Origin of the sequence: Amycolatopsis sp. EV170708-02-1, from assembly GCF_022479115.1 — a bacterium.
GTDB lineage: Bacteria > Actinomycetota > Actinomycetes > Mycobacteriales > Pseudonocardiaceae > Amycolatopsis.
Genome location: NZ_CP092497.1, coordinates 1,725,597 through 1,738,768 on the forward strand (window position 1 = coordinate 1,725,597; position 13,172 = coordinate 1,738,768).

Annotated in this window: 13 protein-coding genes and 1 pseudogene; 5 read left to right on the plus strand and 9 right to left on the minus strand. The window is 67.7% G+C overall.

Annotated elements, in window-relative coordinates; genetic code table 11:
• Complete coding sequence (locus MJQ72_RS07840; protein WP_240598458.1) at positions 1-558, minus strand: SLATT domain-containing protein; 558 nt, start codon at positions 556-558, stop codon at positions 1-3.
• Positions 559-671: 113 nt separating this feature from the next.
• Here MJQ72_RS07840 and MJQ72_RS07845 point away from each other — a divergent pair, with 113 nt between their 5' ends.
• Positions 672-1,115: a hypothetical protein gene (locus MJQ72_RS07845; RefSeq protein WP_240598459.1), complete on the plus strand. Its 444-nt coding sequence runs from the start codon at positions 672-674 to the stop codon at positions 1,113-1,115.
• 481 nt (positions 1,116-1,596) lie between these two features.
• On the opposite strand, the gene ligA is transcribed toward MJQ72_RS07845, so the two are convergent.
• The 3 genes from ligA to MJQ72_RS07860 form a co-directional block, all read right to left on the minus strand.
• On the minus strand, positions 1,597-3,588 hold the full coding sequence (ligA, locus tag MJQ72_RS07850) for an NAD-dependent DNA ligase LigA (protein ID WP_240598460.1): 1,992 nt from the start codon (positions 3,586-3,588) through the stop codon (positions 1,597-1,599).
• A 52-nt stretch (positions 3,589-3,640) separates the two neighbouring features.
• Complete coding sequence (locus tag MJQ72_RS07855) at positions 3,641-4,738, minus strand: calcium:proton antiporter (RefSeq protein WP_240598461.1); 1,098 nt, start codon at positions 4,736-4,738, stop codon at positions 3,641-3,643.
• A gap of 119 nt (positions 4,739-4,857) precedes the next feature.
• Complete coding sequence (locus tag MJQ72_RS07860) at positions 4,858-5,394, minus strand: TetR/AcrR family transcriptional regulator (RefSeq protein ID WP_240598462.1); 537 nt, start codon at positions 5,392-5,394, stop codon at positions 4,858-4,860.
• A 77-nt stretch (positions 5,395-5,471) separates the two neighbouring features.
• On the opposite strand from MJQ72_RS07860, the pseudogene MJQ72_RS07865 reads away from it, so the two are divergent.
• Positions 5,472-6,931, plus strand: a pseudogene (locus MJQ72_RS07865) (aldehyde dehydrogenase).
• On the opposite strand, the gene MJQ72_RS07870 reads toward MJQ72_RS07865, so the two are convergent.
• Together MJQ72_RS07870 and MJQ72_RS07875 are read right to left on the minus strand one after the other, a co-directional pair.
• The gene (locus MJQ72_RS07870) at positions 6,903-7,154 is read right to left on the minus strand and encodes a hypothetical protein (protein ID WP_063273976.1); all 252 of its coding nucleotides are present in this window, start codon (positions 7,152-7,154) and stop codon (positions 6,903-6,905) included. The pseudogene MJQ72_RS07865 and the gene MJQ72_RS07870 overlap by 29 nt on opposite strands.
• Positions 7,155-7,279: 125 nt before the next feature.
• Complete coding sequence (locus tag MJQ72_RS07875) at positions 7,280-7,807, minus strand: hypothetical protein (RefSeq protein WP_240598463.1); 528 nt, start codon at positions 7,805-7,807, stop codon at positions 7,280-7,282.
• A 117-nt stretch (positions 7,808-7,924) separates the two neighbouring features.
• Between MJQ72_RS07875 and MJQ72_RS07880 the strand changes: the two genes are divergently transcribed.
• Positions 7,925-8,641: a TetR/AcrR family transcriptional regulator gene (locus MJQ72_RS07880; protein ID WP_240598464.1), complete on the plus strand. Its 717-nt coding sequence runs from the start codon at positions 7,925-7,927 to the stop codon at positions 8,639-8,641.
• A gap of 91 nt (positions 8,642-8,732) precedes the next feature.
• A complete protein-coding gene (locus MJQ72_RS07885; protein WP_240598465.1) occupies positions 8,733-9,266 on the plus strand; it encodes a hypothetical protein in 534 nt (177 codons plus the stop codon).
• 55 nt (positions 9,267-9,321) lie between these two features.
• Here the strand turns inward: MJQ72_RS07885 and MJQ72_RS07890 are convergent, their stop codons facing one another.
• Together MJQ72_RS07890 and MJQ72_RS07895 are read right to left on the minus strand one after the other, a co-directional pair.
• Entirely contained in the window at positions 9,322-10,776 is a 1,455-nt protein-coding gene (locus tag MJQ72_RS07890) for a trypsin-like serine protease (protein ID WP_240598466.1), read from the minus strand.
• A 123-nt stretch (positions 10,777-10,899) separates the two neighbouring features.
• Positions 10,900-11,205 carry a hypothetical protein gene (locus tag MJQ72_RS07895; protein WP_240598467.1) on the minus strand — a complete coding sequence of 102 codons (306 nt, stop codon included), beginning with the start codon at positions 11,203-11,205 and terminating at the stop codon, positions 10,900-10,902.
• 812 nt (positions 11,206-12,017) lie between these two features.
• On the opposite strand from MJQ72_RS07895, the gene MJQ72_RS07900 reads away from it, so the two are divergent.
• Complete coding sequence (locus MJQ72_RS07900; protein ID WP_240598468.1) at positions 12,018-12,701, plus strand: class I SAM-dependent methyltransferase; 684 nt, start codon at positions 12,018-12,020, stop codon at positions 12,699-12,701.
• Here MJQ72_RS07900 and MJQ72_RS07905 read toward each other — a convergent pair.
• A complete protein-coding gene (locus MJQ72_RS07905) occupies positions 12,698-13,159 on the minus strand; it encodes a nuclear transport factor 2 family protein (RefSeq protein WP_240598469.1) in 462 nt (153 codons plus the stop codon). The genes MJQ72_RS07900 and MJQ72_RS07905 overlap by 4 nt on opposite strands.
• Positions 13,160-13,172: the final 13 nt, after the last annotated feature.

The following is a 13,172-nucleotide window of genomic DNA, read 5'->3' on the forward strand; positions in this document are numbered from 1 at the left end:
TCACGACTGAGCCGGAATCGCGAACGCATCTTTGGGCTGGAGATTAGGATGGAGGTCGCTTCCGTAGGCGAGTTTCCTGCCGACGCGCATGGCGAGAAACGATGGCGGATCCGCCGAACGATTGATCTCCTCCTGTCGCCGGGTCAGTTCTTCGAGAGTGCGCCGCGCGTCGGAATACTCCATCGTCTCCAGATCGATCCGGGCAAGCCGCCTCGCCGCGTTGCGGACTTCCAGGTAGGAATTCCCGCAGCGCTCGGCGTTCGACTGGCGCCGTTGCGCGCCGAGCACCGTTTGGAACGATCCCAGTGTTGCGGAAACCAGCGCGAGCACACCGACCAGACCGGCTCGGCTCGCGCCCGACAACGCGAGCCCTCCGGCCGCGGCGGCCACCCCGGCGGCGGGCAGGCCGACTAGCAGATTGATTGTCCACCAGATCCGTGACTGCACGAACTGGGTCCTGGCTATCTGGTGGGTCTGCTGCTGGATCAACACGAGTTCGCGGACAAGAGGTTCGTAGCGCTCGTCTTCGACCCCGATGGCTTGTCCCTGATCGCCCAAGGCCCGTCTCCTGTCTCGTGCGGCCGATTCTCACCCTGATATCGCCGGCAGGAAGGTGGGTCTTACAACCGGAAATGCGTTAACGAGCCAGGACCCGCCCGCGACTAGCGGTCATGAACTGGCTTCTGGTGGTGGGGACCTTGCTGGGAACGGCGATCGGCGCCGCAGGCACGATCGTGAGCCAGCACGTGGCGGGGCGATCCGCTGAGCGCCGGGAACGCCTGGTGCGCGCGGCGGACCGCCGAACCGAGCTGCGTATCGCGGTGGAGGGCTACCTCGAGGTTTACCAGGAGATGGAGCGCGCGACTGCAGACGGGGACAAGCGATCGACAGAGCTCTCGCATCGAATGTGGTTCCTGCACAACCGGCTGGCGTTGATCGCGCCGGTCGGTCTCGCGGGGCCGCTCGGTGAACTGGCAGACCGGCTCAACCGAGCCTATTGGGAGGGGCCACCCGATGGTCAGCTCGTCTGGGACTACCTGCACGAGCACTGGTCTCGGTTTCGCGAAGCCGCGCACGCAGAGCTTCAGGCTTTGGACCGGCCCGATGTCTCGTGAGTGGCGAGGACGGTGAGAGCCAAGGGTGGCTTAGGTACCTACCGCCGGTGCGCCGGCGGCGGGTTCGCGTGACTGACCGGACGACACACGTGGCTGGAGGGACGACACACGTGATCAGACGGACGGCTCGCGGCGGAACCCCAGCCGCGGTCGTGTCGTTCCTCCAGCCACGCGTGTCGTCCACCGGATCACGCGTGTCGTCCGCCGGATCACGCGTGTCGTCCGGTCGGTCACGTGACATCGCCGGTCGAGTCTCGTGAGTGGTGAGGACGGTTAGAACCGTCCTCACCACTCACGAGATTCGCTTTGGTCTGTGCGCCGTTGTCTCTGTCAGGTGGCGTGTGTGCGGGGAGGATTGGGGACGCTCAACGTCCCCAATCCTCCCCGCTCGACCACTGACACCTCACGTTCGCCCTGTTCAGGTGTGGGTAAGCAAATAGCGGGCCGCTCTAACCGTCCTCGCCACTCACGAGACCCATCGCTAGACGACGCCCGCTTCGATCAACTGGCCCCAGATCACGCCCTGGTCGACGACTTCGACTTCGAGCTTTTCGGCCTTGGTGAGCTTGCTCGCTCCGACGTCGGCGCCGGTGATGAGCAGGTCCGTGTTCGCCGAGACCGACGACGCGATGGTCGCGCCCGCCTTCTCGCACAGCCGCTGGAAGGTCGGGCGCGGCACCTTCTCGCCGGAGCGCGGGTCGCTGATCGATCCGGTGACCACGACCGTCTTGCCCTCCAGCGGCGCGCCCGCCGCGACGACCGGCGGGAGGTCTTCTTCACGGACGTCCAGCGAGACCCCGGCCTCGCGCAGCCGCTCGAGCTCGGGACGGAGCCGAGTGAGGTGCTCGATCAGGGACGCGGCGACCTTCGGACCGATGTCCTCCACGGCGACGAGACCCTCCTCGCCCGCGTCTGCGACGGCCTCCAGCGAGCCGAACCCGGCCCGGCACAGCCGCGCGGCGGTGCCTTCGGAGGCCATCGGGATCGCGAGGCCGATCAGCGCCCGGCGCAGGCCCACGGCCCGGCTCGCGTCGATCGACTCGATCATGCGGGTGGCGGAGATGTCGCCGATGCGGTCGAACTCCAGCAGCTTTTCCTTGGTGAGGCGGTAGAAGTCCGATGGGTGTTCGAGAATCCCGGCCTCGGCGAGCCGCTCGATCCAGACGCCGCCGATCGCGTCGATGTCCGCTGCCGCGCGCGACGCCCAGTGGATCAGCCGCCGGACGGTCTGCGCGGGGCAGGCGACGTTGGTGCAGAACAGTTCCCGGCTGTTGCCCTGTTCGGTCAACGGCTCTCCGCACGACGGGCACACCGAGGGCGGCACGATCTCCCGCTCCTCGCCGGTGCGCTTGGCGGCGTCGAGGACGCCGGCCACGAACGGGATCACGTCGCCGGCGCGGCGCACGAGCACGGTGTCGCCGATCTTGATGCCGCGGGCCTTGATGACCTCCTGGTTGGCCAACGTCGCGCGCGTGACGGTGGTCCCGCCGACAAACACCGGCTCCAGCCACGCGACGGGGGCGATCTTGCCGGTCTTGCCGACGTCCCAGACGACGTCGGCGAGCACGGTGGTCTTCTCCTCGGCGGCGAACTTGAAGGCCAGCGCCCCGCGCGGGGAACTGGACCGCGTCCCGGCGGCGGCGTAGGCGTCGCGATCCGCCAGGCGCAGCACCGCGCCGTCGAGGTCGTAGTCGAGGTCGTTGCGCTGCTGCTCGATGGTCGTGATTACCGCCTGCGCCGACTCGGCGTCTTCGCAGTGGCGCATGTCGGCGGCCGCGAACCCGAGCGTCCGCAGCGCACCGTCGAGATCGGTTTCCGCGCTGTCGGGCTCCGTGGAGAGGTCGAACGCGAAGAACTGCAGACGCCGCTCGGCGACGGTGGCCGGGTCCTTCGCGCGCAAGGTGCCGGCGGCGGCGTTGCGCGGATTGATCAGCGGCTTGTCCGGATGGACCTTGTTGTAGGCGGCGAAAGTGGACCGCAGCATGACGGCCTCGCCGCGAACCTCGACCCGGCCGGGTGCGTCGACCTTGTCCGGGACGCCGTCGGTCAGCGCCCGGACCAGCATGGTCACGTCGTCGCCCGTGGTCCCGTCACCGCGGGTGACCGCCCTGGCGAGCCGCCCGTTCTCGTAGACGAGGGCGAGCGACAGGCCGTCGAGCTTCGGCATGACGACCACCGGCTGCCCGGGGAACCGGGCGAAGAACGCCTCGACCTGCTCGGGCTTGGTCGCCTTCTCCAGCGACAGCATCGGCCGCGAATGCCGGATGGGCGCGTGCAGGACGGCGGGCGCGCCGACCTGGTCGAGCGGGTTCGGCTCCGGTGCCAGCTCGGGATTCGCCTCGATGAGCCCGCGCAATTCGTCTTCGATCGCGTCGTAGTCGGCGTCGGCCACCTTCGGCGAGCCCCGGTAGTAGGCGTCGCGAAGGACGACGATCTGATCGGCGAGTTCTTGGATGCGGTCCCGAGCGTTCACGGGGCTGAGATTACCCGGGACCTCCGACAGAACCCGGTCCGAAGAGGACGTGTCACGGGTTGATGGCGAGCACCAGGAACGCGGCCAGCAGGACCAGGTGCACCCCGCCCTGCAGCCGGGTCGCGCGGCCGGGGACGACGGTGAGCACGCTGACCGCGATCGTCAGCGCCAGCAGCACGATGTGGGTCGCGCCGAGGCCCAGCAGCAGTGGCCCGTCCAGCCAGATCGACGCCAGCGCGATGGTCGGGATGGTGAGCCCGATGCTCGCGATCGCCGAACCGTAGGCGAGGTTGATGCTGGTCTGCATCCGATCGCGCCGCGCGGCCCTGGTCGCGGCCAGCGTTTCCGGCAGCAGCACCAGCATCGCGATCACCACGCCCACGAACGACTGCGGGAAGCCCGCCGCGCTGACCCCCGCTTCGATGGCGGGGGATTCGACCTTCGCCAGGCCGACGACCGCGACCAGCGCCACGAGCAGCAGCCCGAGGCTGGTGAGCGCGGCCTTGCTGGTCGGCAGCTCGGCGTGTTCCTCTTCCTTCACCGACCCCTCGCTGTCGACGGGCAGGAAGAAGTCGCGGTGGCGCACGGTCTGGGTGAGCACGAAAAGGCCGTAGAGCAGCAGCGAGGCGACGGCGGCGAAGGTGAGCTGCGTGCCGTTGAAGGCCGGGCCCGGGGTGCTGGTGGTGAAGGTCGGCAACACGAGGCTGACGGTGGCCAGGGTCGCCACGGTGGCGAGGGCGCCGCCGCTGCCTTCGGGGTTGAAATGCGTCTCGCCGTAGCGACGGGCGCCGACCATGAGCGAGATGCCGGCGATGCCGTTCATGGTGATCATCACCGCGGCGAACACCGTGTCGCGGGCCAGCGTGCCTGCCTCGGGGCCGCCGGAGGACATCATCGTCACGATCAGCGCGACTTCGATGACCGTGACCGCGATCGCCAGCACCAGCGAGCCGAAGGGTTCCCCGACGCGATGCGCCACCACTTCGGCGTGATGCACCGCGGCCAGCACCGTCCCGCCGAGCGCGAGCGCGACGATGATCACCGGCACCGCGCCCAGATCGCGGCCCCAGCTCAACGCCAGCACGACTATGGCGAGGACCGGCATGACGGTGGTCCAGGACAGGGGGAAGCGCCTGTGGGAAGCGGCCATGCCGCCACCTTCGCACACTCTGCGTGACGTCGCCGCTCCGTGGGGGTCGCGGGGTGACCGCCAAGCCCATACGGACGTCGAGCGGGGCTGGAATGTCCTTTATGGACAAGAGGGGGACGTCAGCGGGCACCGACCCCGCTCAGGAAGGTCTCGACGAGCAGATCGGCGGCGCGCGGGGCGGCCATTTCCTCCCTCGATGCGAGGTGGAGGAGCTGGATCAGCAGCCGGCTCGCCCAGCCGTCCGGGACGTCCGCGCGGAGAAATCCCTCGTCGGTGGCCCGCTGGAGGAACGTGTCCACCTCGGCGGAGAGCCGGTTCCGGCGGTCCTGGATGGAGGGTTCGGCGCGCATCCGGGTCAACTCGACCGGCCAGGCACGGTTGACCTCGATGATGCCCTCGACATACCGGTGCAAGGCCACGGGGACCGCCGTCTCGGTGAGCCGGGCGGCGCGGACGACCTGTTCGACCGCGGTCAGCCGCGAGTCGTAGATGGCGGCCAGGAGCTCTTCACGGGAGGCGAAGCGCCGGTAGACGGTGCGCCTGTCGACACCGGCCTCGGCGGCGATCGCACTGATGGTGGCCGAAGGGTCGTGAGCGAGCATGCGCGCGCCAGTGGTCAGGACGGCTTCGAGATTTCGCGTCGCATCGGCTCTCATGCCGGGAATGTATCACGCGGCTGTGGCGTTAACCGATATAAGTGCTACGTTGATGTGACAGTTAGAGAGGCGGAACGGTGATCACGAACGACAGGCTCTTCATCGGAGGCGAATGGACGACCCCGAGCGACCCGGCGCGGCTGGACATCGTGTCCCCGCACGACCAGTCGGTGCTGGGGCGCGTCGTCCAAGCCCTTCCCGCTGACATCGACCGTGCCGTCGCCGCGGCCAGGGCCGCCTTCGACGAAGGTCCGTGGCCGCGGACCCCGCCGGAGGAACGGATCGCGGTGCTCCGCCGGCTGAACGCGCTGAGGGAGGCTCGCGCGGACGAGATCGCCGAGCTCATCTCGGCCGAGAACGGTTCCGCTCTCTGGTTCACGCGGGCCGGGCAGCCCGGGGTGGGACGTCTCGCCGTCTCGTACCTGAAGGCGGCGGAGGAATTCGGGTGGGAGGAGACGCTGACACCGCTGACCCGTCCGCGCCGTTCCGTTCCATCGTGCGCCGGGAACCGATCGGTGTGGTCGCCGCGATCATCCCGTGGAACTCGCCATTCTCGGCGTCGATGGCCAAGATCGTCCCGGCGCTGCTCGCGGGGAACACCGTCGTCCTCAAGGTCTCGCCGGAGAACTCGCTGAGCATGAGCCTGCTCGCGGACCTGCTCACGGAGGCCGGGCTGCCGTCCGGCGTGATCAGCGTGCTGCCCGCGGACCGGGAGACCAGCGAGTACCTGGTGAAACACCCCGGCGTCGACAAGATCGCGTTCACCGGTTCGACCGCCGCCGGCCGCCGGATCGCGGCGCTGGCGGGGGAGCGGCTGAAGCGGGTCAGCCTGGAGCTGGGCGGGAAGTCCGCGGCGGTGATCCTGCCCGACGCCGTGATGGCGGACGTGATCGCCGGGCTGAAGTTCGGATCGCTGCTCAACAACGGCGAAGCCTGTATCGCGCAGACACGGATCCTCGCGCCGCGCGGGCGGTACGACGAGGTGGTCGCCGGGCTCAAGGAGATGATGGAATCGCTCGTGGTGGGCGACCCGGCCGACGACGAGACCTTCATCGGCCCGATGGTGCGGCCTGACCAGCAACAGCGGGTGCGCGACTACATCGAGATCGGTGTCGCCGAGGGCGCGCGCCTCGTCACCGGAGGCTCCGGGATTCCGGCAGGCCTGGACAAGGGCAACTACGTCACGCCGACCTTGTTCGCCGACGTCGACAGCACGATGCGCATCGCCAAGGAGGAGATCTTCGGGCCCGTGCTGGTCATCATCCCCTATGCGGACGAGGACGACGCGGTCCGCATCGCCAACGACTCCGAGTACGGGCTCTCCGGCGGGGTCTGGTCGGCCGACGAGGACCGGGCACTCGCCGTCGCGCGGCGGATGCGCACCGGGACGGTGACCGTCAACGGCGCGCCGATCGGCTTCGACGGTCCCTTCGGCGGCTACAAGGCCAGTGGCATCGGCCGTGAATACGGTGCGGCGGGCCTCGCTCAGTACGTCGAGCTCAAGACCATCACGAAAGGCGGGCGCCGGGGATCTTGACCGTGATCCGCTCGTCCGCGGCCAGGATCCGCTGAAGGCGGAACCGGCAGAGGGTATGGAACATCTCGCCCAGCTCTTCGGGGTCGATGCGGCCTTCGAGGTCGCGCTTGCTCGCGTTGAGCACCCGGCTGATCACGTTCGCGGGCAAGCGGCCGCCGAACTCGCCCATCAGCCAGACACCGATTTCGCCGATCTCGTCCGTGATCGTGCGCTGCGCGGTCATCAGCCCGCCCTTCTGCGTCGGAGTGCCGCCGGTTTGCCCCGGCGACACTCCGACGGGCGACCGGAACACCCATGACGGGGAACCCGCGAGATTGCTCTGCTCGGCCTAGGACTTGTCCGGTTGTCTCAGCCGGACGAGGTGGCCAGCAGCACGAGTACGAGCGCCGAGCCCAGGGTCGCCAGCACGAACCTGGCGAGGATCACGTGGGGGAGCCAGCCGGGAAAACGTCGCCGCACCGCGGCGACCAGTGCCTCGACGTCGATGCCTTGCGCCACGGCGTCACCGGACTTCCTGAACGTGGATCGGATACCCCGGACGACGAATACCTCACCGGGCATGATCAGGCAGCCGAGCACGAGAACGATCGGCTGAAAGATCCAGGTCAGGGTCTCCGCCATGTCGTCTCCGGCCAGGTTGAGCGTGGCCAGTACCGCGAAGAGCACTCCGATCGCCACTGCCAGGACGAAGCTTCCGCGGGTCGCTCCGAAGTCGATCCCGTACCGGGTCAGCACGGTGGCGGGAACACCCTGTCGTATCAATTCGCTCTCGGCCTCGCGCTGGGCCGCGGTCCCGCGACGGGCGCCGACGACGGGGATGGCGAAAAACGTCGCTGCCAGCAGGAACTGTGGCAGCGCAAGGGCGAGCGTGGTCATGGAATCCCCCGGTAACTCTCCGACTTGCACACTGTACGAGTCGTACGTTAGCGGCGACTTGCACAGCGTGCAAGTGGTACTCGAACGGTGTCCGAGTGAGCCGTTTATCCTGTGCGCATGCCGCGCGAGACCCTGACCAGGGGACAGATCGTCCGGGCAGCCGTCGAGCTGCTGGATTCCGACGGGATCGAAGGACTGAGCATGCGACAGCTCGGCGGGCGGCTCGGCTCCGCCGCGACCTCGGTCTACTGGCACGTGCAGAGCAAGGAAAACCTCGTCGTACTCGCCTGCGACGCGGTGTGGGAAGAGATCGACCTGCCCGACCTTGACGGGACCGATTGGCGCGGCGCCGCCACCACGATGGCCAAAGGCATGTACGCGATGATCCTGGGGCACCCGTGGCTCGTCCCCGCCATGAGCACGCACCTGGTCTACGGTCCCGGAAAAGCCCGGCACGACGACCATCTGCTCGGCGTCTTCGAAACGGCCGGGTTCACCGCGCGGGACGCGGACCAGGCGACCAAGGTCGTGTTCACGTTCGTGCTGGGTACGGCCGTCGGCGCGGCGTCGGAGGCGGCATGGAAGGCCCGCCTCAGCCGTGGTGGAGGCGACGAAGCAGAACGGCTTCAGGAGACGATCACGCGAATGACCGAGGTCGCCATGCGATTCCCGCGGCTGCGTGCCCAGAGCGAGGGGTGGAGCGCCGACGACCAGGGTGTGACCGCCGAGCACGACCTCGACTTCGGCCTCCAGACGATTCTCGACGGCCTGCAAGTGCAGCTCGACGCGCGCTCCGGCGTCGGTTGCACGGAACCGTGCAGCGGGCCGGGGTGATCTCGGGGGAAACCCCGATGTGATCGACACCCGGCTGTGTCAGCCTCGATGGTGACCATTGTGGACAGTCAGGGAGGAGGGCGCACGCGTAGTGGCCCCGGCAAGTGATGAACAAACCGCACAGTGGATCGCGGAACTGACGGCGCTCAGCGAGCTTTACCGGTCCGCCGAGATCGCGGGATCGGCGGAGCAGGTGTCACACGAGGGGTGGCACGCCGGAGCTCGGATCGGGACGAGCACCGGCGACGGGCGGATGGTGGCCTACAAGGATTCGGGTGTCGAGGCGGAATGCGTATTCCGGGAGGGGGAACGCACGCTGTTCAACATCATGAGCACCGGATACGGCAGTGACACCGCCGAGCGCGGGTTCGCGGTGTGGAGCGCGCGGCCCGGCGCGCTCGGAGCGATCGACCCAGGGGTGACCCGGCTGGAGGTGGCCGACGCGGACGGCGTCGTGGTCCAGGCCGCGATCGTGGCGCGCACCTTCGCCGTGGACGTGGATCTGGGGCCCGTGCCCCAGACGGTCGACGAAGTGTTCGCGCCCTGGGAGCCGCCGGAGCTGACGGTCCGGGTGTACGGCGAGGGCGATGCGTTGCGCTACGAAGGTCCCTTGTTGACCAGGTGACGCGAAAGCCCCCTTCACCGCCGGCGCGGTGAAGGGGCTTCATATACTCGGTGGATCAGCCGTTCGGGGTCGTGATCACCGCGAAGGTGGATCCCTGACTGGCGATCCGCTCGCTGAGATCGGTGGTGATCGTCTCGATCGGCGCGTAGTTGTTCAGTTCACCGGCCTGGCAGGGGCCCGACCGGGACTGCTGGTTGCCGACCAGGATGCCCAGCGCCGCGTGGTCGGCCTGGCTGAACAACGGACCGCCGCTGTCGCCCGGACGAGCACACAGGTCGGTGTTGATGCCGACGTCCGTGGACAGGACCCGGCCACACCGCGTCCCGACGAGGTAGCCGGCACCCGCGCCGCTGTCGACGGAATCGGGGTAGTTCACCTTGCTCGACGCCGTTCCTGAGGCGCAGACGACATAACCGGCCTTGATGTCGGCGAGCTTGCGGGCACTGGTGATGTACTCGTCGACCGAGGTGGCCTGCGCACCGCACGGGGTGTCACCGTTGCTGTCCATGCCGCCGTTGCGGCAGTACTTCAGCACCCGGTTGCGGCCGGTCTGGCCTTCGAGCCACTGCGTCGACGCCGCGTCGTTGACGTACGGCAGGGCCGCGTAGTCGTACGGATACGAGCTCTTCTCGATGCCGTGCTGCTGTAGAACGTCATTGCCGTTGTGCTGGGTCGGCGTGTTGTTGGTCTTCGTCCGCATGCAGTGCCCGGCGGTGAGCACCCAGCCCTTGCCGGGGAAACCGCCACCGGTGGACCGCAGGTTGAAGCCGCTGGTGCAGCCGCCCCAGGTGCCGTCGTCCCGCTTCATGTCCAACCGGATGCCGCCCCGCATCGGACCGTAGTTCGTGCAGTAGAGCGGATGACAGAAACCGAGATCCACGTTCGGCGTGGACAACGCGTTCGGATTCTTCAGTACTCGGGGGACGACCATGCCGGATTCGTCCGCCGCGGCCCGCTGGGCGGTGTTCGCCTCGGTGGCGACGACCGCATTCTCCCGCGCCACCCAGTCGCGTTCCCAAAGCACGACACGGTTTTCCGACTCGCTCACGGACGGCAGGTACACCGCGTCCGGTCCCGCGCCGACCTTGGCCGCGACGCGTTCCTTCGCCGCCGTGAGCTGCTGCAACGAGTGCTGGACCCGTTGCGTGCGAACGGCGGAACGGTCGGGCATGGCTTTCAGATACGGCTCGGCCGCGGCGGGTTCGGTCATCGCCACGACCAGCTGGCCACTGTCCTGGTCGAGCCACATGCCGCCGTACTCGGCGCCGCGGTCGCGCCGCAGCAGTTCGTCCAGCTTGCCGCTGTCGGTCTGCAATTCCAGGCGGCGCAACGCCTCCTGTTCGCTCACTCGGTAGTTCTCGACGAGATAGCGCACCGACTCCCGGACCGAAGCGGGGTCGAGCGAGGTGTGGAACGACTGCACGGTGTCGGCCGACGCCGAGCCGCCCAGTGCCGTGGTCGCTGCCAGCACCGAAACGGCCAGGGCCCCCAGTCTTCTAGCTCTCCGCACGAGATCTCCTCACATGTCGGGACTTCGCGATCATTTAACCGGAGGACACCGAACGGGCGTGGGGATTTTCCGACATTGCGGCGCCCCGTGCCCGCGCTGCGGCGGGCACGGGGCGGAATTCGGCTACAGACTCGGCTCTCGCCGCTGTTTACCTTGCCGGGCCTTGACAATCCAGGCGCAGAAGAGAGTGAGGAGACCGACGCTGGTCCCCGCCGACACACCGACTTCCGGAGTGCTGATCTGGACGACGCCGACGACGACCCCGCCGCCGATGGTCAGCAGAAGGCACATCCGCAATGTCGGGGCCCAGCCGGCGAGCACCGCCATCGCCAGGCAGAGCCAGCTGTCGCGGGTCTGCACTTTGCGATGGCGGCCCGGCGTCCTCAGCAGCGGCCGCGCCGCGCGGATCATCTCCGCTGACGTCGCCACCCGCCGAGCCGGCTTTTCGACGTGCTCGATGACGATTTTGACCCGTTGGGGCGGTCCGTTGTCTGGTGTCTTCGCGTTATCAGGCTGTATGGTCACGACCGTCCTGTCCTTGTTCTAGCGAGCTTGCGAATGGACATCCGCGTGGCCTCCTGTGACAGCAGGGGGCCACGCGTGCGTTACCGGTTCTTGACCGGTGCGGCTGAGGACATCTTGGCGAAAGCGGACTGTGACCGTTCAGTCGTACAGCGTGTGTCGCGCTGAACGGTATGCACGCGTCGCTCAACGGTCTGGGTGACCCCGAGAACTACTAAAAGTAGCGGGTGCGACCGAACGGCCCAGCGCCGCCGAAGGCCCGGAAACTTGCCTTTCCGGCGTTGGGCCAGGTCGGCGCGGAACGTCCGCCGTCGATTCCCTCCGCAGGTGGGAACCGGCTTTCTCTTGTCGGTGCGCGGTTTTTGGGCGCGATGCGAAATGCTGATCGCAACTGCCGAGTACGGTCGAATATCGGGCAAGCTCGACGACATTCGAGCAGTCGTCCTCACGTTGCGTTCACTCGATCAGGCGTTTGGTCGCCCGTTGTCGGCCCGCTCGGCTTACCAACAGCGAGTGACTGGTCTGATCGGGTGGACAGCTCAGCTGAGCAGAAGGAGCGCGTAGTAGGCGAGGAAGTGGGAATTGGGACGTTGAGTGTTCCCGATCCTTCGTTGATCAAGGTCCGGGGCCGACTGGGGAGGATTCTGGACACTCAACGTCCGAAATCCTCCCCGCTCGACATCGGCCGCACCACTCGCGAGATCATCTACGATGCGGACGTGGACGAACGACCGATCACCACGGCGCAGCGCAACTTCCGGCGGGTCGCGGACGAGCTGGAAAGCATGGGGACCCAGGATCGTTTCACCTACATCTTCCGCTCCCGATTGTGGAGTTCCTCGTCGGTCTCCGGGCCTGGCTCCGAGTCCGTCCAGACGCGGGAGCTGAGCGACCGGCTCCCGGCCCTCCTCGATCGCTTCGGGGTTCGGACGCTACTCGATCTTCCATGCGGTGATTACGGCTGGCTCAGCGAGGTGGAGCTCGATCTCGACCGGTACATCGGTGCGGATATCGTTCCCGATCTGATCGAGCTGAACGCCGAGCGGTTCCGGGACGATCCGGTCCACGAGTTCCGGGTGCTCGATCTGACCGCCGATCCGCTACCGTCGGCCGATCTCGTGCTGTGCCGGGATTGTCTGGTGCATCTGAGTTTCGCCGACATCGAGCGGGCGCTGCGCAACCTCCGACGGAGCGGTTCCCGGTACCTGCTGACTACGACTTTCACCGAATTGGGCACCAATGCCGACATCGTGACCGGCGACTGGCGGCCGCTGAACCTGTGCCGGGAGCCGTTCGGGTTCCCCGAGCCGCTGGCGGTGCTGGTCGAAGGATGCACGGAAGAGGGCGGCGCCTACGCCGACAAGTCCTTGGGGCTGTGGGAGATCTCCGCGATCGTGGACTAGCGGAGCGGGAATTCGATGCCGTGCTCCTCCTGCGGGCGCGGGCCGAAGATGCGTCGCTCGGCCTCGGGGATGGCAACGTCGTTGATGCTCGCCTCGCGACGGCTCATCAGGCCGTGCTCGTCGAACTCCCAGAGCTCGTTGCCGTAGCTGCGCCACCATTGTCCGGCCTGGTCGTGCCATTCGTACTGGAACCGGACGGCGATCCGGTTCCCGGTGAACGTCCAGAGGTTCTTGCGCAGCGCGTACTCCAGCTCTCGCTCCCACTTCGCGGTCAGGAACGTGACGATCTCCTCCCGGCCTCGGACGAAGGTCTCGCGGTTCCGCCAGACGGAGTCGGGCGTGTACGCCGACGACACCTTCCGGGGATCGCGGGTGTTCCAGGCGTCCTCTGCAGCTTGGACCTTCCGCAACGCCGTCTCTCTGGTGAACGGCGGGTAGGGCGGGCGATCTTCCGTCATGTCGAACCTCCTC